Raw genomic sequence first — 19,403 nt, forward strand, 5'->3', positions numbered from 1 at the left:
CCCACCCCCAACCCCCCGTCCTACCTCGCCCTTCCCCCTTGGCCCGCTTCTTGTTCAAGCCCACCCCCAACGAGTAACCCGAACCTACAAGGCACCGCCCCTCGGGTCGATGCCACAACACACAAGGGGGTGGCGTATGGAGACCTTTTACGAGGTCATGCGGCGGCAGGGGATCTCTCGCCGTAGCTTTTTGAAGTATTGCAGCTTGACCGCCGCGGCGTTGGGGCTTTCGCCCTACTACGCCGGGCGCATCGCCGAGGCGATGGAGACCAAACCGCGCATTCCGGTGCTCTGGCTGCACGGGCTGGAATGCACCTGCTGCTCGGAATCGTTCATCCGCTCCGCCCACCCCCTGGTCAAGGATGTGGTGTTGTCGATGATCTCGCTCGATTACGACGACACCATCATGGCCGCCGCCGGGCATCAGGCCGAGGCGATCCTCGAAGAGATCTCCACCAAGTACAAAGGCAATTACATCCTGGCTGTGGAGGGCAATCCGCCGCTGAACAACGATGGGATGTACTGCATCGTCGGGGGCAAACCCTTCGTCGAGCAGCTGCGCCGCTATTCCAAGGACGCCATGGCGGTGATCTCGTGGGGATCGTGCGCCTCCAACGGGTGTGTGCAGGCCGCCTACCCCAATCCCACCCGCGCCACCCCGGTCCACGAAGTCATCACCGACAAGCCGATCATCAAGGTTCCCGGCTGCCCCCCCATCGCCGAGGTGATGACCGCCGTGGTGACCTACGTGCTCACCTTTGGCCGCCTGCCCGAACTCGACCGCAACGGACGCCCGGCCATGTTTTACGGGCAGCGCATCCATGACAAATGCTACCGCCGCCCCCACTTCGACGCCGGGCAGTACGTGGAATCGTGGGACGACGAGGGGGCTCGCAAGGGGTACTGCCTGTACAAGATGGGCTGCAAGGGACCGACCACCTACAACGCCTGCTCGACCGTGCGTTGGAACGACGGGGTCTCCTTCCCGATTCAGTCGGGCCACGGCTGCATCGGCTGTTCTGAAGATGGCTTCTGGGATAAAGGCTCGTTCTACGACCGGCTGACCAAGGTCTCGGGTTTCGGCATCGAGGGCAACGCCGACCAGATCGGCGGTTGGGCCGCCGCCGCCACCGGACTTGCGGTGGGTGCCCACGCGGTGGCCAGCGCGGTGAAAAAGGGCAGCACCAAAAAGCCCAGTGACCAAGAGCAAGGGAGCGACCAATGAGCACCGTGACCACCCCCAACGGCTTTGCGTTGAACGATTCCGGCCGCCGCGTCGTGGTCGATCCGGTCACCCGGATCGAAGGGCACATGCGCTGCGAGGTGAACCTGAACGAACAAGGGGTCATCACCAACGCGGTTTCGACCGGCACCATGTGGCGCGGGCTGGAGGTGATCCTCAAAGGGCGCGATCCCCGCGACGCCTGGGCCTTCACCCAGCGGATTTGCGGCGTCTGCACCGGCACCCACGCCTTGACCTCGGTGCGGGCGGTGGAGGATGCGCTGGGGATTCAAATCCCCGACAACGCCAACATCATCCGCAACATCATGCAGTTGACCTTGTACGCCCACGATCACCTGGTCCACTTCTACCACCTGCACGCCCTCGATTGGGTCGATGTGGTCAGCGCCCTGAAGGCCGATCCCAAGGCGACCTCGGCGCTGGCGCAGTCGATCTCATCCTGGCCGATGTCCTCCCCAGGTTATTTCAAGGATGTGCAGGATCGTTTGAAGCGCTTCGTCGAGAGCGGCCAGCTCGGGATCTTCAGCAACGGCTACTGGGGCAACCCCGCCTACAAGCTGCCCCCCGAAGCCAACCTGATGGCGGTGGCCCACTACCTGGAGGCGCTCGATTTCCAGAAGGAGATCGTCAAGATCCATACGGTCTACGGCGGCAAAAACCCCCATCCCAACTGGCTGGTGGGCGGCGTCCCCTGCGCGATCAACGTCGACTCCACCGGGGCGGTGGGGGCGATCAACATGGAGCGGCTCAACCTGGTCAGTTCCATCATCGACCGTACCATCGAGTTCATCGACAAGGTCTACATCCCCGATCTGCTGGCGATTGCCGGGTTCTACAAGGACTGGCTGCACGGCGGCGGGCTGTCGAGCATGAACGTGCTGTCGTACGGCGACATCCCCGACAGGGCCAACGATTACTCGGCCTCCAGTTTGCTGCTGCCCCGTGGCGCCATCATCAACGGCAAGCTCAGCGAGGTGCACGAGGTCGATCTGCGCGACCCGGAGCAGATCCGGGAGCACATCGCCCACTCCTGGTACACCTACCCCAATGGCCAGAAATCGCTCCACCCCTTCGAGGGGGTGACCGAGCCCAACTTCGAGCTGGGGCCGAACACCAAGGGGAGCAAAACCAACATCGAGCAGATTGACGAGAGCGCCAAGTACAGCTGGCTCAAGGCGCCGCGCTGGCGCGGTCACGCCATGGAGGTCGGTCCCCTGGCCCGCTACATCATCGGCTACGCCCAGGGCAACCCTGAGTTTAAAGAGCCGGTGGAGATGGTGCTCAAGACCCTCGACGTACCGGTCACGGCGCTGTTCTCGACCTTGGGGCGGACCGCCGCTCGCGGTCTGGAGTGCTCCTGGGCGGCGCAGAAACTCAAGATGTATCAGGAGCGTCTGGTCGCCAACGTCAAGGCGGGCAACCTGGCCACCGCCAACACCGCCAAATGGGATCCCGCCGCCTGGCCGGCGAAGGGTCAGGGGGTCGGCTTCACCGAGGCGCCCCGTGGCGCGTTGGGGCATTGGGTCGTGGTCGAAAGCGGCAAGATCGCCAACTACCAGGCGGTGGTCCCCACCACCTGGAACGGCTCGCCCCGGGATGAAGAGGGGAACATCGGCGCCTTCGAGGCTGCATTGCTCGGCACCCCGGTCGCCAAGGCCGATCAACCGCTTGAGATTTTGCGCACCCTGCACAGCTTCGATCCCTGCCTGGCCTGCTCGACCCACATCATGACCCCCGACGGGGAGCAGGTTTCGGTGAAGGTGCGGTAAGAGGGGGTGGGCTTGCCTTCGATGAAGGCAGGCTCGGGAGGGATGGTGTTGCCCGTTCATTCGCGGACAGAAGTCCGCTCCCACAAGCCGGTGGAATGCTTTGAACAAGGCGCCGCGCCTGAGCCTTGTGGGAGGCGGCTTCTGTCGCCGAAGCGAAGCTGAGTCGATGAAATGGCCGAGCGAGTGGGAACCCTAATCTCAAGCCCTCCATGACCTCCGGGATGACCCGGGGGGATGGCCCCAACGCTGGTTCTTATGGGCCGAAGCGACGCCCTATTCCCCTGTCGCTTCGGCCCGACCCATGGAATTTACGGAGGTCTGCGTTATGTCCGACCTGTCTGTTCCGACCCTTCCGGCCCGCGCCGTCTATGTGTACGAGGCGCCGGTCCGTTTGTGGCACTGGATCAACGCCACCACCATCGTGGCGTTGGCGGTGACCGGTTATTTGATCGGCTCCCCTCTCCCCTCGGTGACGGGGGAGGCAAGCGAGCACTACCTGATGGGGACGGTGCGTTTCATCCACTTCGCCGCCGCCTACATCTTCGCCATCGCCTTTATGGTTCGGGTCTACTGGGCCATTGTCGGCAACGGCTACGCCCGGGAGCTCTTCATCGTCCCGGTGTGGCGGGCCGAGTGGTGGGACGACCTGAAAAAATCGGTGCGCTGGTACCTGCTCCTCGACGACAAAGACGTGCCCCACGCCGGCCACAATCCGGCGGCGCAACTGGCGATGTTCGGCCTGTTCGTAGTGGGGGCGATCTTCATGATCCTCACCGGCTTCGCCCTGTATTCCGAAGGGTTGGGACGCGGCAGCTGGGCCGACCTGCTCTTTGGCTGGGTGATCGCCTGCATGGGACAAAGCCAGGATGTGCACACCTGGCACCACCTGGCGATGTGGTGGATTCTGGTCTTCGTCGTCATGCACGTGTACATCGCCTTCCGAGAGGATGTGATGAGCCGGCAAAGCTCGGTGAGCACCATGATTTCCGGGTGGAGAACCTTTCGAGATTGAGAACCTTCCGGGTTCCTTTATTGCCGGACGGATCTGGCCTGTCGATCCGTCCGGCTTTTTTTTGAGGCCCTTATGAGCGCACCGAGCACCTTGATTTTGGGCATCGGCAACATCCTTTGGGCCGACGAGGGGTTCGGGGTGCGGGTGGTCGAGGAGCTGCACGACCGCTTCGCCTTCCCCAACTCGGTCACCCTGATGGACGGCGGCACCCAGGGGCTCTACCTGGTGCAGCATCTGCAAGCGGCCGACCGGCTGCTGGTTTTCGACGCCATCGACTACGGCCTGAAACCGGGGACGATGAAGGTGGTGGCGGGCGACGAGGTGCCTCGGTTTATGGGGGCCAAGAAAATGAGCCTGCACCAGACCGGCTTTCAAGAGGTGATCGCCGCCGCCGACCTGCTCGACGCCCTGCCCGATCCGATGGTGTTGATTGGGGTACAACCCGAAGAGCTGGAAGACTACGGCGGCTCACTGCGCCCCATCGTTAAAGAGGCGATGGAGCGGGCGATTGTGGTGGCGCTGGAGGTGTTGCGCGCATGGGGGATCGAACCGGTGCCCCGCAGCACGCCGCCGCTGGAAGGGTTGACCTTGCAGAGCCTGACGATGGAGGCTTACGAGGCCAGGGGGTAAGGCCCCAGCGTGTGGGAGGCCCACCCTCGGGCCGAGCCGTTTCGGCAGAACGGGAGGACGGCATCGCGGCGAGGGCGCCGCTCCTACAACCTCGGTTGGAACAGCCCTCCCCAGGAAGGGAGAGGGGCCAAGACATCCTGCACGGACGTGCCTCAACCAACCCAGGAGCCCCCGTGAAACCCTTTCCCATCCCGGTCGTGTCTCCCTCTTCCTCCCCCCTCGGCGCCACTGGAAACCCCATCGCGGGCATGGACGACGAGGGGCTCGATTTTATGCCGGTTCCCGGCCCCATGGAGACCTTCCATCCCCCCATCCTGCCCGATCCCGAGGCGGTCGCCGCCTGCACCCAGGGCTGGGCGGCACTGGAGGAAACCGTCGCGGCACTGGCCGAGGCGGCCCAAGGGGACAGCCCCTCCCCCATCCTGCTGAACGAACTGCCTCAAGCCGACCGGGAGCTGGTCTCCCAACTGCTGGGCGAGGGGGAGGTGCGCATCACCACCACCCACGGCATCGTCATTCAAGAGTCGGTCTACGCCGGGGTGTGGCAGGTGCGCCAAGGGGATGAGGTCCACATCGAGGTCGGGCCGCTGCCCGCCGCCCTGCTTGACCTGCTGCCGACCCTGCCGAGTGTGACCCTGCCCGAAACGGCCCCCGATCCTCTGCCCGAGGGGGTGATGAACCTCTTCCCGGTGTTGGCCGAGATCGGCGCGGCGTCCGCCGAGGTCACCCCGGAGTCGCCCCCCCACATCCTCAACTTCACCCTACTCCCGATGACCCCCCGCGATTTCGACCTGCTCGACGCAGCCCTGGGCCGGGGCGGGGTGAGTATTTTGAGCAAGGGATACGGCAACTGCCGCATCACCCGCACCGGGCTACGCCACGCTTGGTGGGTGCAGTACTTCAACACCCAGGACCAGCCGATCCTCAACACCATGGAGGTGGTCCACCTGCCCCAGGCGGCGCAGGCGACGGTCGAGGATCTGGCCGACAGCCGCGACCGGCTGACCCGGACGGTGCGCGAATACCGGGAGATGATCGCCTCGTGACCGAGGTAGAACTGGCCGACTGGTTTGCCTGGGTGCAGCGCGAGCGGATGCAGGATGTCCCCATCCTCCACCCCGGTTTGCAGGTCGAGGCGGTCGGTTTTTGCGATTGGGAGGGTGGCCGTCTCGGCGTCCTGATCACCCCCTGGTTCATGAATCTGATCTTCATCCCCGGTCTAGAAGAGATCCCCGAAACGCTTCAAACCCAAGGGCACCTCACCTTGCCCGGCGCCACCTTTCCCGCCACCCCCACTGACGAACAGGGGATTGGACGCTGGTGGTCTTCGGGGCTGGAATCCCCGATGTTCCGGTTTGCAGATCAGGCGGCGGCGGTCGCCGAGGCGCTGGCGGTGCTGGAGCGGGCGCTGCGCCGCCCGGAGCCCGCGCCGGTGGCGCAAAGCAGGCGGGATTTTTTGCGGGGGCGGTTCGGGGGCTGAGGAATTTGCAGGAGGCCTCCCCGACGCCGAACGGCGGGCCAAATGGACCCTCGGGGTTCATCGGTTCGCGGTCAGGGACCGCTCCTACAAAAAAACAAACGGTCGTTGCGCCTGAGGAATTTGTAGGAGGCGTCCCCGACGCCGAACGGCGGGCCAAGTGGACCATCGGGGTTCATCGGTTCGCGGTCAGGGACCGATCCTACAAAAAAACAAACGGTCGTTGCGTTTGAGGAATTTGTAGGAGGCCTCCCCGACGCCGAACGGCGGGCCAAGTGGACCCTCGGGGTTCATCGGTTCGCGGTCAGGGACCGCTCCTACAAAAAAACAAACGGTCGTTGCCTCTGAGGAATTTGTAGGAGGCGTCCCCGACGCCGAACGGTGGGCCAAATGGGCCCTCGGGGTTCATCGGTTCGCGGTCGGGGACCGCTCCTACAAAAAACAAACGGTCGTTGCGTCTGAGGAATTTGTAGGAGGCGTCCCCGACGCCGAACGGCGGGCCAAGTGGGCCCTCGGGGTTCATCGGTTCGCGGTCAGGGACCGCTCCTACAAAAAAACAAACGGTCGTTGCGTCTGAGAAATTTGTAGGAGGCGTCCCCGACGCCGAACGGCGGGCCAAGTGGACCCTCGGGGTTCATCGGTTCGCGGTCAGGGACCGCTCCTACAAAAAAACAAACGGTCGTTGCGTCATCCCGGTTGTTGCCACTGGTCGGGGGCGGTGTTGGTGCATTCCGGGTTCGCCGTGGCGCTCCGGAATGGCTCTGTCCGGGTCGGTAGGAACGCCGCCCTCGGCGCGTTATTTGAAACAATGGCGGATCCCATGCACGAAATGTCCTTGGCCGAGTCGCTGGTCCAGATCATCGCGGAACAAGCCCGCATCCAGCACTACACCAAGGTGCGCAAGGTGCGGCTGGAAATCGGCGCCCTGGGGGGGGTTGAGCCGGAGGCGATGGCCTTTTGCTTCGACATCGTCACCCGTGGCACCCTGGCCGACGGGGCCGAATTGGAGATCCTGAACATCCCCGCCAAAGGGTGGTGTCTGGTCTGCTCCAAGGAGGTCACCATCGCCCAGCGCTTTGATCCTTGCCCCGACTGCGGCGGGTATCAGCTTCACGTCACGGGGGGGGAGGAATTGCGGATCAAAGACCTGGAGGTCGATTGATGGAGCGCGACTTTTCCAAGCTCAGCCGTGAGATCCAACCGATGCCGGGCGACATCGCCGCCCTGCTCGAAGCGCGGGGGTTGATGACCCGCTACCGCGCCCGCCCCCCCTACCAGCAGAACGACTATCTGGGCTGGATCGCCCGGGCCAAGCGGCCCGGAACCCGGCAGAAGCGGATCGAGCAAATGCTGGAGGAGTTGGCGGCGGGGGATCGCTACATGAAAATGGTCTATCGGGGGGCTTAGGAAGGGGCGCGCAAAAACCTGTGGGAGGCGACTTCTGTCGCCGAAGCGTAGCCTCAACCGGATCGATGTTGGCAACCGAGGGGAAGACCTCCCGAGCCATGGGGTAAATGCACCGGGCCCCCCCGTTCGGCGACAGAAGTCGCCTCCCACAGCCACGGGTGCAGCGGTCGAACACACATGGGGGATCTCGTCCACGGGTCTGGGTTTTGGCTCTGAACTCCATTCGCTTTGCCCCAAAAGGGCGCGCTTACAAGCGTTAAAGCAATCGCGCCGAGGGCGGCGCTCCAACAAGTTGATTGCCATGACGAGCCAATCCGTGTCTAAGAACTCATAACCGTTCGCGGAAACCCCCTCACGTTTTGTTTCGAGCTCGGTGCTGTACTTGATTTTCTTCGCGTCCTTCGCGGCTTTCGCGTGAGTCGCTTTTGATCTTGTCGATTCGATCAACCAACGAGCCTCGCCATGTGCCTAGCCATCCCCGCCCGCGTCATCGAACTCACCCCCCCCGAAATGGCGGTGGTCGACATCGGCGGCGTCCGCCGTCCGGTCAACATCTCGATGGTGGATGCCGAGCTGGGTGACTACCTGATTGTCCACGTCGGTTTCGCCATCTCGAAAATCGACCCCCAATCGGCGAGGGAGAGTTACGAGTCGTTCTTGGAGGTCGCCGAGGCGATGGGGGATGCCGAGCTCAAGGCGACCATCGAGCAGGCGATGGCGGGGATGGAGGGGTGAGGATGGGGCGCCGCAGATCCCCCCTGCACGGGACAAGAGCAAACCCATGCCCATGAAATACATCGACGAATACCGCAACGGCGCCGTCGCCCAAGCGGTCGCGGCCCAGATCCAAAAAGAGGCCACCCCCGCCCGCCACTACCGCTTTATGGAGTTCTGCGGCGGCCACACCCACGCCATCTTCCGCTACGGCATCGAAACCCTGCTCCCTTCCAACGTCGAGATGGTCCACGGCCCCGGCTGCCCGGTCTGCGTGCTCCCCATCGGCCGGGTCGACATGGCGGTGCAACTGGCCCAAAAGCCGGGGGTGATCCTGGCCTCGTATGCCGACATGCTGCGGGTGCCGGGCTCGGGCAAGGTCAGCCTACTCACCGCCAAGGCGCGGGGGGCCGATGTGCGCATGGTCTACTCGACCCTCGACGCCCTTGAAATCGCCCGGCAAAACCCCAACCGCCAAGTCGCCTTCTTCGCCATCGGCTTCGAAACCACCACCCCGATGAGCGCAAGCGCCCTGCTGCAAGCCCAAGCGCAGGGGCTGACCAACTTCAGCCTCTTCTGCAACCACGTCATGACCCCCCCCGCCATGCGGGCGATCCTGGGGATTGAGGGGGTGCCGCTCGATGGCTTCGTCGGCCCCAGCCACGTCAGCACCATCATCGGCACCCGCGCCTACCGCTTCGTCCCCGACGCGTTCGGCAAGCCGGTGGTGATCTCGGGTTTCGAGCCACTCGACGTTTTGCAGGCAATTTTGATGTTGGTGCGCCAGGTGAACTCAGGCAGGGCCGAGGTCGAAAACGAATTCGCCCGGGCGGTAGGGGAAGAGGGGAATGTGAAGGCGCAGACGGTGATCGACCGGGTGTTTCAGGTGCGCGACCGCTTCGAATGGCGCGGCCTGGGGGCGATTCCAAGCAGCGCCCTTGAGCTGCGCCCTGAGTGGCACGACTGGGACGCCGAACGCCGCTTTGATCTTGAGCCCATCGTCGCCAGCGACCACCCCGCCTGCCAGTGCGCCAGCGTCTTGCGGGGTCAGATCAAACCCCAGGACTGCAAGGTCTTCGCCACCGCCTGCACCCCCGAGACTCCGCTGGGGTCGTGCATGGTTTCGTCGGAGGGGGCCTGCGCGGCGTATTACCGGTATGGCAGACATCAGTCCGCCGGTTAACCCGGAATAACGTGTGGGAGCGCCGCCTCGGCGCGATTATTTGTAGCAAGCAATCGCGCCGAGGCGGCGCTCCCACACCTTTCTGAATTCAACCCCGAGGCCCCCATGCCCCACCTTGACTGGACCCACGGCCGCATCGAAATGAACCACGGCGGCGGCGGACGGGCGATGGCGCAGTTGATCGACGAACTGTTCGCCGCCGTTTTTGCCGACGCCGAACTCGACCGCCGAGGCGACTTCGCCCACCTCGACCTCCCCCCCGGACGGGTGGTGATGGCGACCGACGCCCACGTGGTCTCCCCTCGGTTTTTCCCCGGCGGCGACATCGGGGGGCTGTCGATCCACGGCACCGTCAACGACGTGGCCATGTCGGGGGGGCGCCCCCTCTTTATTGCCGCCACCTTCGTTTTGGAGGAGGGGCTGCCGCTGGTTGAACTCAAACAGATCGTCGAATCGATGGGTCATGCCGCACGCGAAGCGGGGGTGCGGATCGTCGCGGGCGACACCAAGGTGGTGGAGCGGGGCGGCTGCGACGGCATCTTCATCACCACCACCGGGATTGGGGTCGTGCCCGAGGGGATCGGCGTGGGGGTTGATCGCATCCAAGTGGGGGATGCGGTGCTGATCTCCGGCTCCATCGGCGACCACGGGGCGGCGATCATGTCGACCCGCGAAAACCTGAGTTTCGCCACCGATCTGACCTCCGACACCCAGTCCCTGAACGACCTGATCGCCGCCATGACGACGGCGGTCCCGACGTTGCGCTGCCTGCGCGATCCGACCCGGGGGGGGCTGGCGACGGTGCTCAACGAGTTCGCCGCCAGCGCCAAGGTCGGCATCCGCATCGAAGAGAACCAAATCCCGGTCAAGGAGCCGGTGGTCGCCGCCTGCGAGTTGCTGGGGCTCGATCCCCTTTATGTCGCCTGCGAAGGAAGGTTGGTGGCGGTCTGCCCGGCGGATGAAGCGCAAACCCTGCTCGCCGCCATGCGCGCCCACCCCAAGGGGGAACAGGCGGCGATCATCGGAAGCGTGGTCGAGGACCCCCGCCACTTCGTGCAGATGACCACCGCCTTCGGGGGGACTCGCATCGTCGATATGTTGACCGGGGAGCAGTTGCCTAGGATTTGTTGAAGCGCCAAGGCGGCTCAGGCGGGGGCAAGCCGAGGATGGGTCTCCTCACCCAGCAGCCCCAGCACCAACCCCGAAAGCAGCATCGAACCGACCACAAATCCAAAGGCGGCCTCCAGCGAACCGCCCAGGTGGGCGGCGATGCCTAAACCGAGTCCGCCGATGCCGTAGCCCAGATCGCGCCAAAAACGGTAGATACCGATGGCCGAACCGCGCCACGCGGGATGGGCGATGTCGGCGACGGCGGCAGACAGATTGGGATAAAGCAGCGCCATGCCGAAGCCGGTCACGGCTGCCGACAACGACCACCACGCGACCCCGTCGCCCAGCAGCATCATCGCCACCCCCACAGCGCAGATCCACATCCCCCCAACGTTGGGTTTGTGGCGGCCAACATGGTCGGAAAGCTTGCCGGTGAAGAACTGCGACCCACCCCAAACCAGGCCGTAGATCCCGACGATCCAACCGATGCCGGGCAGATCGACGCCGCGCTGGTAGAGAAAGACCGGGTAGAACACCCAGATCAGCGCATCGACGAATTTTTCTACCAACCCTGCTTGGCACAAGGCCGCCATCCGTCGGTCGCGCCACGACATCAGCGAAAAAACCTCCCAGGTGGTTGGGTTCGTCCCAATGTGGGTCGGATAACGGGGCTGGGGACCGACGACCCGCCCGGATGCATGGGCCGCAGCCTCGATCCTCGCCCAAGGCAAGGTCTCCTTAACCCCCAGCAGGGTTAGCCCAATCGCCGCAAAAATGGTCACCGTGCCGAAGATCATCAGGCCGCTGCGCGCCCCCACCAGCGTGGCCAAGTAGGCGGTCGCGATCCCCGCCAGGGCCAAACCGACATAACCCGAAAACTCGTTCATCCCGATGGTCAGGCCGCGCTGGTCGGCGCGGGTGAAATCGAGCTTGGCGGTTTGGGTCATCGACCAGGCCAGCCCCTGGTTGATGCCCAGCAGTACCGTGGCGGCGACGATCCAGTTCCACGATGGGGCGTACCCAATCATGACTGGGATGGGGAGCGCGGCGATCCAACCGAGCAACAGCACCCGTTTGCGCCCAATCCGCTCGGAGAGCCTGCCCGCCACGAAATTGAGGCTCCCCTTGACGAAGCCAAAGGCCACCACGAAGGCGGCCAGCAGCATGAAGGAGTTCTTCGGAACGTCGAATTCGGATTCGGCCAGGGCGGGGACCACGGTGCGGGTCATGCCGATGGTGAAACCCACCAGCATGACTTGCAGGAGCTGATGCAGGAATTGGCCGAGGTTGGCCCGAATGCCGTGGGTTAAGGGGGGGTGGTGCATCGCTTAACCCGCCAGGTTGGCGGCCACGATCTTCGCCATGTCGACCGGGCGGGGGGGGATCTCTTGGAGCAACCCGGCGACGAACGCCTCCCGGTCCAACAACAGGGCGGGATTCCAACGCTTTTCAAAACCGATGGTCGAGCTTGGTTTGCCCGAAAGCCCAGCGCCGCACACGCTGCCCGCCTGATGGCCGGGGAAGATTTCGACCTCGTGCGGCAGAGCGAGCAGCTTGGTATGGAGGCTGTCGTGAAGCTGCCCTGCCATCTCCCGCTCGCGCCCCAGCAGGTCGGGGCGGCCAACCGCACCAACGAACAGGGTGTCGCCGGTGACCACGAACCAAGGCGCCCCCCCCCGCCTAAGGTCGGTGACCAACAGACAGATGCTGTCCGGGGTGTGACCTGGGGTATGCAGCACCTCGACCGCGACGTTGCCCAAGTCGAGCATCTGTTGATCGTGGAGCGGCTCGAAATCGAACCCCACCCGCCCCACGTTCGAGGTGTGCAAGCCGTAAGGGGCTCCCACCATCTGGGCCAGCTTGCGGCCACCGGAGTAGTGATCGGCGTGGACGTGGGTGTCGATCACGTAGTCGATGGCGACGTTGCTCCTCCTGGCCTCTTCGATAAACCACCCCTCGTCGCCCGCGACCACATCCACCGCCAGCGATTTGCCCTTGGTACCACAGCCGAAGAGGTAAGAAAGTGAAGACTCCTTTGTTGCCAATTGTTTGAAAAACATGGGGCACCTCTCGTGTTGTGGATTGAAATCGCGGGCGCTTACGGGGGCCGTTTCGGTCAGAACACCAGCACCTTGTCGGCCCATTCGGTCCATCCGGCCAATTCGGCCAGGGTTCCTTGATGGGCCCCTGGGACGAGTTCGGATGCCTCGATGCCCCGGGCCTTCATGCAGGCGCCACACACCCCCACGCTTTGTGGCGCCGCCTGAGCCACCCGCTCCAGCATGGTCTGGATGTTGTAGTACCCCTCCGGTACCTTCTGTCCCGATTTGGCGCAGGCGGCGCCGTCGCCGAGCAAGAACAGCCGCACCTGGTTGTCCGGCCTGGCGGCCAAGGCCACCGCCAGGCGCAGCGCGTTGTAGGCATACTCGGTGCCGTAGGGGGGGGCGTTCACAATGAAGAGGGTTTTCATGGCATCCTCCTGCGTATGATCTAAAGGAATGAAGAATGTATTCCAGTTTTTTGCGACACAAAAGACAAATTACGGGTGCTTCAATGAAACAATCTACTAGATACTGGAATTAACATGGGCGGCGGGCGCGAACTCAAAGATCGGCTCTACGAACAGGTGGCGCGTATTGGCAAGGCGTTTTCCAGCCCCAAACGGTTGGAATTGATCGAGTTGTTGTGCCAGGGAGAGAAAACCGTCGAGACGCTGGCGACCGAGGCTGCCATCACCGTCAAACTGGCCAGCGCCCACCTGCGCGCCCTGCGTATGGCGCATCTGGTCCAGACCGAACGCCGGGGTAAAAACATCCATTACCGGCTGGCCGATCCTGCGGTGGCCGATCTGTGGGTGCGGATCCACACCCTGGCCGAGGGACGCTTGATCGAGCTGCGTCAGGCGCTCGCATCCATCGCGACCCAGCCGAACGATTGGGTGGCCAGCGACCGCGACGGCCTGCTGCGGGCGGCCCGCAAGGGGGAGGTGGTGGTGCTCGACGTGCGCCCAGCGCAGGAGTTTTTGAACGCCCACCTTCCCTTTGCCCGCTCCATCCCGGTGGACGAATTGCGGCAACGGTTGGGCGAATTGCCCAAAGACCGCCCCATCGTCGCCTATTGCCGGGGGCCGCTGTGCCTGATGGCGCCCGATGCGGTCGCCTTGCTCCGGCAGGAGGGGTTCGATGCCATGTTGCTGCGCCAAGGGGTCGCCGAGTGGACAGTCGCCGGGCAATAGGTATCTGGAAGGCAGGTGAAGCGGGCCATGTTCCGTAGGCTCCCAAACAAGAGGCCATCGATCATCTGCGGCATTGAATCCCATGCCTTGTACCGACCGTATTTTGACGGAAGACCGACCATGCCCACCGCCCGTCAAGCCGCAGGCTCCATCCTCGGCGCCGTCCACGAAACCACCCGCGACCTGCATAATGCCGGCTTCATCGACAAGCGGCGGATGCACCATTGCGGCGCCCTGTGTCGCCATGACAACCCCGTCGCTGGCGTCGCCATCACAACGGGCGATGGCAACCCCGACCGGCGGGAGGATCGACGATGAACGTATTTCCCTGGCTCATCCCCCTGCTCACCCTCATCGTCATCGCCTTAACCCTCTATGCGGTTTGGCTCACCCTACGCGCCCCGCTACTCGATCCCCTCGCCCCGAACACCGCCGACCTCCCCCCTTTGTCGGTGGTGATTGCCGCCCGCGACGAGGAGGAGCGCATCGCCGAGGCAGCGGTCTCATTGCTGGCCCAGGACTACCCGAACCTCGAAGTGATCCTGATCGACGACCGCTCATCCGACCGCACCGGCGCCATCCTCGACGATCTGGCTACGAACGAACCCAAGCTCAAGGTCATCCACATTGAAACCCTGCCCGAGGGGTGGCTGGGCAAGGTGTACGGGCTGCATGTCGGCATTACCCAGGCGCGCGGCGATTGGATCCTGTTTTCCGACGCCGACGTCCACTTCGCCCCCAACACCCTGCGCCGCGCGGTCGCCCACGCGCAGCGCCGGGGGCTCGACCATCTGGCCCTCTTCCCCCACATGATCAGCTCCGGCTTCTGGCACGAGGCGGTGATGGCCGCCTTTCGGGTCTTCTTTTTGATCGGCACCCGGCTGCACGAGGTCGACGATCCGAACAAGCCAACCGCCCTGGGGGTGGGGGGCTTCAACCTGTTTCGGCGCACGGTGTTCGACCGCACCCCCGGCATGGCCTGGCTCAAGGACGAGGTGGTCGACGATGTGGGGCTGGCCCGAATGCTCAAGGGGGCTGGGGGACGCAACGGCTGGGGCTTCGCGGGGGAGGCGGTGTCGCTGGTTTGGTATCCCTCGCTCAAAGCGATGTTCTTCGGCCTCGAAAAGAACCTTTTCGGCGCGGTCGCCCATTACTCCTATCTGCGCCTGGGATTGCAGATCACGGCCATGTGGGGGCTGGCGGCCGCCCCCATCCTCGCCCTCTTTCAGCCCGAGGGCTGGATTCAAGGGCTGGGGGTTGCCGCGCTGCTTCTGACCGCCACCGGAGCGGCGGTCGCCAAGGTCCGCTTCGGCATGGATCTGCTCCCCTCCCTCGCCGCCCCCCTGGGGCAATTCGTGGTGGGGGTCATGATGCTGCATGCCGGATACCGCTGCTGGCGCCAAGGGGGGGTGAACTGGCGGGGGACGATCTACCCGGTCGAGACCCTCAAACAGGGGCAGCGGGTGAAATTCTGAGCCAACACCCCGCCAAACCTGCACTTTCCACCCCCCGTGGGGTCGCATCCCGCCAGCGGTAATGCCAAGATGCGTGCGCCTGGTCACCAACTCCATCCCCCTTTGGGAGGCGCACATGGACACCGAACATCTACTTGAAGAACTCGATACCGAACCGCTGCTGGGCTCGGCCAGCCACGGCGCCCTGGCCCGCATCCTGCGCCTAGCCCCCATGGGGGTCGCGCTGCTCGACGACGAAGCCCGCTTCGATTACCTCAACCCCCACCTGTGCCGCATGCTCGGCTATGCCGAGGAGGACCTGCTCGGCACCCCCCTGAACGAAATCATGGATCCCGAACACCGCGAGGCGCAGGAGGGCGAATTTGCCCAGGCAGTGGAGCTCGGAAAACCGCTCAAGGGGGAGTGGTCGCTGCTCAATCTGCGCGGCGAGGTGGTGGTGGCCCAGTTTCAGGCGCTGCCCCTGCCCTGGGATGGTGAGGATCCCGGCTGGGTGGTCTCTCTGATCAATGTCACCCGAATGAAACGGGCCGAGATGCAGGTCAAGGAGCTGGCTACCCACGACCCCTTGACCGGCCTACTCAACCGCACCACGGGGCTGGCCGCCCTCGATCAGCAGCTCAAGCTGGAACGCCGCCGTCAAACCGGCCCGATGACCCTGGGTTATCTCGATGTGGTAGGGGTTAAGCAGGTGAACGAGACCTACGGCCACGGGGAGGGGGATCGCTTGATTCTTAATGTCTGCCGGGTGGTGCAGGAGGCTATTCGCGATTCCGATACCTTCTGCCGGTTGGGGGGCGACGAGTTTTTGTTGCTCTTCCCCGATTGCTCGCTCCCCTGCGCCCAGGGGACCCTGGCCCGCATCCGCACTGCGCTGGAGCGCTTCACCCAAGAACAAAAACTCCCCTTCCCCGCCGATTTACACATCGGTCTGGTCGAGTACCCGAGCGCGGGGGATCTATTGCTCGACGAGTGGGTGGCCCAAGCCGACGCCGCCATGAATCGGGAGCGACACAGCCGGAGCGATCAGGTGGCTTCGTAGGCAGCATCCCGATCCGAGAAACCGATTTGCAGAAGACGCAGATTCTTTGTCCGGCAAACCAGCTTCTGCCCCCTTTTTGCGCCGATTGAATCTGCGTCTTCTGCTGATCGATCCCTTTTACCCCCCCCCACCGGAAAAGATGCGCGACCCCAAACGCAAGGCCCCCCGACCTCTCAATAAGGTGAGCATCGAAGGGTTCATGGCGGCCCTTCAGTCGGCTAACCCCGAACCCAAAGGGGAGCTGAACTTTGAGTCGACTTATCAGCTGTTGGTGGCGGTGGTCCTCTCGGCCCAGGCGACCGATGTCTCGGTCAACGCGGCCACCGCCCACCTTTTTGCCGATGCCCCCACCCCCGAGGCGATGGTGGCGCTGGGGGAGGAGGAGATCCGCGCCCACATTCGCACCATTGGTCTGTTCAACACCAAGGCTAAGAACGTCTTGGCGCTCTCAAAAATCCTGCTGGAGCAACACGGCGGGCAGGTCCCCGGCGACATGGATGCTCTGGTGGCGCTGCCGGGGGTGGGGCGCAAAACCGCCAACGTGGTGCTCAACATCGCCTTCGGCCAGCCGGTGATTGCGGTCGACACCCACATCTTCAGGCTGGGCAACCGCACGGGGCTGGCCCCCGGCGCCACCCCCGAGGCGGTGGAACAAGGGTTGATGCGCCGCCTGCCCACCCCCTTTTTGCGCCACGCCCACCACTGGTTGATCCTGCATGGGCGGTATGTCTGCACGGCGCGAAAACCGCTGTGTGAAGTGTGTGTAGCACGTGGGTTTTGCGGGTATCCCGACAAGGGCGCAAAACCGGACTGAATTGGCGCATAAAACATTGATTCTAAATGACTAATATGCGGGAATCCCGCCTGGAATGCAGGGTTGTTTTGCACCCCGTCACGGAACCATCACATACTCAATCCATCTTCCTCATGCCCAACACGAAATCACCCCTTGCATCGTGGAGCGTTGTGCCTACGATCCGCGCTTTTCCCAGGTCCTCATGGGCCGAAGCCGCTAATGGGGCGGCATCCTCCTTCAGGGGGGACTGACATCTAATGAGCCTGCACCGCCGCGCCACCATCATGGCCCTCGAAGAGGACCGACCCACCCCCTTCCTGGTCACCGACTTGAACCGGATTACCCGCAAGGTCGAGGAATTCCGGCGTCATCTTCCGATGGTGAAGATGCACTATGCGGTGAAGGCCAATCCCAACCCCAGTGTGTTGGCCCATCTGCTCGAACACGAGGTCAGCTTCGAGATCGCCTCGATCCAAGAGCTGCACGCCCTGATCCGCATTGGCAAAGATCCCGCCGATGTGCTGTTCTCCAACCCCATCAAACCCGACCACTCGATCCGCGAGGCCTATGCCTTGGGGGTCACCACGTTCACCGCCGATTCCATCGACGAGATCGACAAGATCTGGGACAACGCCCCCGAAGGTAAAATCGTCATCCGCATCGCGGTGAACAACGAGGGGAGCGATTGGCCGCTGAGCCACAAATTCGGCCTGCCCCCCCACCTGCAAGAGCCGCTCTTCACCCGCGCCGCCGAGCGGGGGCAGAAGATCATCGGGTTGACCTTCCATGTTGGCAGCCAATGCCGCCGCCCCGAAGCCTGGAGTCAAGCGCTGGAGCAGGCGATGCCGGTGCTCGATCTGATGCGCCGCTGCGGCCACACCATCGAACTCATCAACATGGGGGGGGGCTTCCCGATTCAGCATCTGCGCCCGATCCCCAGCATGGCCGAGATCGCCGCCCACCTGGTTCCCTCGCTTGAGGCGCTGCGTGAAGAGCTCGGCCCCGACGTGCGTATCGTCGCCGAGCCGGGCCGCTACCTGGTGGGCGATTCCAGCGTCTTGGCGACCAAGTGCATCGGACGGGCCGAGCGGGCCACCGGCATTTGGCTCTACTTCGACATCGGCGCCTTTGGCGGACTGGCCGAAACCCTGGAGGGGTTCGACTACCGGCTCATCACCCCCCGGGATTCGGAACAATCCATGGACTGCACCATCGCCGGACCATCCTGCGATTCGGTCGATGTGATCTTCCGGGGCAAGGCGATCCCCGATCTGCACATTGGCGATCTGGTGCTGATCGAAAACACCGGCGCCTATACCTCGGCCTACGCCTCGACCTTCAACGGCTTCCCGCTGCCCGAGGTCTACATCCTGCAAATCGAGGAAGAGACCGAGGCGGCGTAAGGCTCGATGGACGGTGGCGGTAGGTCTCAGAGACCGATGGAACCTACCGCCACAACCGCCCCGATCGCATCACCCTCCCCCTCCCACACGATTGGTTTGGCGTTGGCCCCCCTTTTGGGGACAATGGGGCGGTTTCCCCCATTGGTTTGGAATTTCGTCCCGCACAACGCGCATGATCGCGCCCGACCAACCCCGCATGAGGTTGACCGATGAACTTCGAGCAAGCCCGCCAGAACATGGTCCAGAGCCAAGCCCTCACCGAAAAGGTGCTCAATCCTTTTGTGCTCAGGGCGCTCGGCGAAGTCCGCCGCGAAGACTTCGCCCCCGAGAAGGTCCGCACCCTGGCCTATACCGAGATGCACATCCCCTTCGGCGCCGATCCCAGCCAGGTCATGCTTACCTCGGCTCAGGATGGTTGGTTTTTGCAGGCCTCACACATTGAAGACAGCGACCGCATTCTCGAAATCGGCACCGGCACCGGCTACCTGACCACCCTGCTCGCTCGTCTGGGCGCCTCGGTCGATTCGATCGAGATCGACGCGGGTTTGGCCAAGGCGGCCACCGAGCGGCTGAAAAAGGCGGGGGTCGAAAACGCCACTGTGCATGTCGGCGACGCTCTGGCCCCCCTTAAGATTGCAGGCCCCTTCAACGTCATCATCGTCAGCGGTTCGATGGTCGAACCCCCGGCCCATTTGCTCGATCTTCTGGCCGACGGAGGCCGCTTGCTGGTTTGCATGGGGACCCCCCCCATCCTGCACCTGCGGGTGTTCATCCGGTACGGTCAACAGCTCGACGCCTTCGACGTTCACGAAATGCGGGTGCCCCGTCTGATCGGGGTCAAGGAACCCAAACCCTTCGAGTTTTAAGCTGCGAGGGGGGAGCCGGGATGGCTCCCCCTTTTCGCCCTCAA

General features: G+C 63.8%; 21 protein-coding genes. 18 read left to right on the top strand and 3 right to left on the bottom strand.

The window, feature by feature from the left end:
- Positions 1-136: 136 nt before the first annotated feature.
- The 11 genes from AUJ55_02565 (at position 137) to AUJ55_02615 (ending at position 10,566) form a co-directional block, all read left to right on the top strand.
- The gene (locus AUJ55_02565; GenBank protein OIO60038.1) at positions 137-1,225 is read left to right on the top strand and encodes an uptake hydrogenase small subunit; all 1,089 of its coding nucleotides are present in this window, start codon (positions 137-139) and stop codon (positions 1,223-1,225) included.
- The gene (locus AUJ55_02570) at positions 1,222-3,012 is read left to right on the top strand and encodes a hydrogenase (GenBank protein ID OIO60039.1); all 1,791 of its coding nucleotides are present in this window, start codon (positions 1,222-1,224) and stop codon (positions 3,010-3,012) included. Before AUJ55_02565 ends, AUJ55_02570 begins: the two co-directional genes overlap by 4 nt.
- A gap of 301 nt (positions 3,013-3,313) precedes the next feature.
- On the top strand, positions 3,314-4,024 hold the full coding sequence (locus AUJ55_02575; protein OIO60040.1) for a Ni/Fe-hydrogenase, b-type cytochrome subunit: 711 nt from the start codon (positions 3,314-3,316) through the stop codon (positions 4,022-4,024).
- Positions 4,025-4,096: 72 nt separating this feature from the next.
- Entirely contained in the window at positions 4,097-4,654 is a 558-nt protein-coding gene (locus AUJ55_02580) for a hydrogenase expression/formation protein (protein OIO60041.1), read from the top strand.
- 173 nt (positions 4,655-4,827) lie between these two features.
- On the top strand, positions 4,828-5,700 hold the full coding sequence (locus AUJ55_02585) for a hypothetical protein (protein OIO60042.1): 873 nt from the start codon (positions 4,828-4,830) through the stop codon (positions 5,698-5,700).
- A complete protein-coding gene (locus tag AUJ55_02590; protein ID OIO60043.1) occupies positions 5,697-6,134 on the top strand; it encodes a hypothetical protein in 438 nt (145 codons plus the stop codon). The genes AUJ55_02585 and AUJ55_02590 overlap by 4 nt, the downstream gene beginning before the upstream one ends.
- Positions 6,135-6,951: 817 nt before the next feature.
- Complete coding sequence (locus AUJ55_02595; protein ID OIO60063.1) at positions 6,952-7,293, top strand: hydrogenase maturation nickel metallochaperone HypA; 342 nt, start codon at positions 6,952-6,954, stop codon at positions 7,291-7,293.
- A complete protein-coding gene (locus AUJ55_02600; GenBank protein OIO60044.1) occupies positions 7,293-7,538 on the top strand; it encodes a hypothetical protein in 246 nt (81 codons plus the stop codon). Before AUJ55_02595 ends, AUJ55_02600 begins: the two co-directional genes overlap by 1 nt.
- A gap of 462 nt (positions 7,539-8,000) precedes the next feature.
- Complete coding sequence (locus tag AUJ55_02605; protein OIO60045.1) at positions 8,001-8,273, top strand: hypothetical protein; 273 nt, start codon at positions 8,001-8,003, stop codon at positions 8,271-8,273.
- A 52-nt stretch (positions 8,274-8,325) separates the two neighbouring features.
- A complete protein-coding gene (locus AUJ55_02610) occupies positions 8,326-9,435 on the top strand; it encodes a hydrogenase formation protein HypD (protein ID OIO60064.1) in 1,110 nt (369 codons plus the stop codon).
- A 105-nt stretch (positions 9,436-9,540) separates the two neighbouring features.
- A complete protein-coding gene (locus AUJ55_02615) occupies positions 9,541-10,566 on the top strand; it encodes a hydrogenase expression/formation protein HypE (protein OIO60046.1) in 1,026 nt (341 codons plus the stop codon).
- Positions 10,567-10,580: 14 nt separating this feature from the next.
- Here the strand turns inward: AUJ55_02615 and AUJ55_02620 are convergent, their stop codons facing one another.
- Genes AUJ55_02620 through AUJ55_02630 form a run of 3 tightly spaced genes read right to left on the bottom strand, consistent with a single transcriptional unit; the run spans position 10,581 to position 13,015 of the window.
- Positions 10,581-11,870 (bottom strand): MFS transporter, encoded by a 1,290-nt coding sequence (locus tag AUJ55_02620; protein OIO60047.1) that lies wholly within the window; start codon positions 11,868-11,870, stop codon positions 10,581-10,583.
- Positions 11,871-11,873: 3 nt separating this feature from the next.
- Entirely contained in the window at positions 11,874-12,605 is a 732-nt protein-coding gene (locus AUJ55_02625) for an MBL fold metallo-hydrolase (protein OIO60048.1), read from the bottom strand.
- Between the two features lie 56 nt (positions 12,606-12,661).
- A complete protein-coding gene (locus AUJ55_02630) occupies positions 12,662-13,015 on the bottom strand; it encodes a hypothetical protein (GenBank protein ID OIO60049.1) in 354 nt (117 codons plus the stop codon).
- Between the two features lie 114 nt (positions 13,016-13,129).
- Between AUJ55_02630 and AUJ55_02635 the strand changes: the two genes are divergently transcribed.
- The 7 genes from AUJ55_02635 to AUJ55_02665 all read left to right on the top strand — a co-directional run bounded on the left by AUJ55_02635 (position 13,130) and on the right by AUJ55_02665 (position 19,359).
- On the top strand, positions 13,130-13,780 hold the full coding sequence (locus AUJ55_02635) for an ArsR family transcriptional regulator (protein OIO60050.1): 651 nt from the start codon (positions 13,130-13,132) through the stop codon (positions 13,778-13,780).
- A 120-nt stretch (positions 13,781-13,900) separates the two neighbouring features.
- The gene (locus AUJ55_02640; protein OIO60051.1) at positions 13,901-14,098 is read left to right on the top strand and encodes a hypothetical protein; all 198 of its coding nucleotides are present in this window, start codon (positions 13,901-13,903) and stop codon (positions 14,096-14,098) included.
- Complete coding sequence (locus AUJ55_02645) at positions 14,095-15,255, top strand: hypothetical protein (protein OIO60052.1); 1,161 nt, start codon at positions 14,095-14,097, stop codon at positions 15,253-15,255. Before AUJ55_02640 ends, AUJ55_02645 begins: the two co-directional genes overlap by 4 nt.
- Before the next feature lie 115 nt (positions 15,256-15,370).
- Positions 15,371-16,294, top strand: a complete 924-nt coding sequence (locus AUJ55_02650) for a hypothetical protein (GenBank protein OIO60053.1) — start codon at positions 15,371-15,373, stop codon at positions 16,292-16,294.
- A gap of 139 nt (positions 16,295-16,433) precedes the next feature.
- Entirely contained in the window at positions 16,434-17,108 is a 675-nt protein-coding gene (locus tag AUJ55_02655) for an endonuclease III (GenBank protein ID OIO60065.1), read from the top strand.
- Positions 17,109-17,374: 266 nt separating this feature from the next.
- Positions 17,375-18,493, top strand: a complete 1,119-nt coding sequence (locus AUJ55_02660) for a hypothetical protein (GenBank protein OIO60066.1) — start codon at positions 17,375-17,377, stop codon at positions 18,491-18,493.
- Positions 18,494-18,702: 209 nt separating this feature from the next.
- Positions 18,703-19,359 carry a hypothetical protein gene (locus AUJ55_02665; GenBank protein OIO60054.1) on the top strand — a complete coding sequence of 219 codons (657 nt, stop codon included), beginning with the start codon at positions 18,703-18,705 and terminating at the stop codon, positions 19,357-19,359.
- The last annotated feature ends 44 nt before the right edge of the window (positions 19,360-19,403 follow it).

It is taken from the genome of Proteobacteria bacterium CG1_02_64_396, assembly GCA_001872725.1.
Taxonomy (GTDB): domain Bacteria; phylum Pseudomonadota; class MNWR01; order CG1-02-64-396; family CG1-02-64-396; genus CG1-02-64-396.

Excerpts from the sequence above, each read along its gene's own strand:
- AUJ55_02625 (OIO60048.1), bottom strand. The coding sequence starts at position 12,605 with ATGTTTTTCAAACAATTGGCAACAAAGGAGTCTTCACTTTCTTACCTC.
- AUJ55_02665 (OIO60054.1), top strand. The coding sequence starts at position 18,703 with ATGAACTTCGAGCAAGCCCGCCAGAACATGGTCCAGAGCCAAGCCCTC.
- AUJ55_02630 (OIO60049.1), bottom strand. The coding sequence starts at position 13,015 with ATGAAAACCCTCTTCATTGTGAACGCCCCCCCCTACGGCACCGAGTAT.
- AUJ55_02655 (OIO60065.1), top strand. The coding sequence starts at position 16,434 with ATGCGCGACCCCAAACGCAAGGCCCCCCGACCTCTCAATAAGGTGAGC.
- AUJ55_02600 (OIO60044.1), top strand. The coding sequence starts at position 7,293 with ATGGAGCGCGACTTTTCCAAGCTCAGCCGTGAGATCCAACCGATGCCG.
- AUJ55_02615 (OIO60046.1), top strand. The coding sequence starts at position 9,541 with ATGCCCCACCTTGACTGGACCCACGGCCGCATCGAAATGAACCACGGC.
- AUJ55_02620 (OIO60047.1), bottom strand. The coding sequence starts at position 11,870 with ATGCACCACCCCCCCTTAACCCACGGCATTCGGGCCAACCTCGGCCAA.
- AUJ55_02595 (OIO60063.1), top strand. The coding sequence starts at position 6,952 with ATGCACGAAATGTCCTTGGCCGAGTCGCTGGTCCAGATCATCGCGGAA.
- AUJ55_02635 (OIO60050.1), top strand. The coding sequence starts at position 13,130 with ATGGGCGGCGGGCGCGAACTCAAAGATCGGCTCTACGAACAGGTGGCG.
- AUJ55_02570 (OIO60039.1), top strand. The coding sequence starts at position 1,222 with ATGAGCACCGTGACCACCCCCAACGGCTTTGCGTTGAACGATTCCGGC.
- AUJ55_02565 (OIO60038.1), top strand. The coding sequence starts at position 137 with ATGGAGACCTTTTACGAGGTCATGCGGCGGCAGGGGATCTCTCGCCGT.
- AUJ55_02605 (OIO60045.1), top strand. The coding sequence starts at position 8,001 with ATGTGCCTAGCCATCCCCGCCCGCGTCATCGAACTCACCCCCCCCGAA.
- AUJ55_02645 (OIO60052.1), top strand. The coding sequence starts at position 14,095 with ATGAACGTATTTCCCTGGCTCATCCCCCTGCTCACCCTCATCGTCATC.
- AUJ55_02580 (OIO60041.1), top strand. The coding sequence starts at position 4,097 with ATGAGCGCACCGAGCACCTTGATTTTGGGCATCGGCAACATCCTTTGG.
- AUJ55_02575 (OIO60040.1), top strand. The coding sequence starts at position 3,314 with ATGGAATTTACGGAGGTCTGCGTTATGTCCGACCTGTCTGTTCCGACC.
- AUJ55_02610 (OIO60064.1), top strand. The coding sequence starts at position 8,326 with ATGAAATACATCGACGAATACCGCAACGGCGCCGTCGCCCAAGCGGTC.
- AUJ55_02660 (OIO60066.1), top strand. The coding sequence starts at position 17,375 with ATGGCCCTCGAAGAGGACCGACCCACCCCCTTCCTGGTCACCGACTTG.
- AUJ55_02650 (OIO60053.1), top strand. The coding sequence starts at position 15,371 with ATGGACACCGAACATCTACTTGAAGAACTCGATACCGAACCGCTGCTG.
- AUJ55_02640 (OIO60051.1), top strand. The coding sequence starts at position 13,901 with ATGCCCACCGCCCGTCAAGCCGCAGGCTCCATCCTCGGCGCCGTCCAC.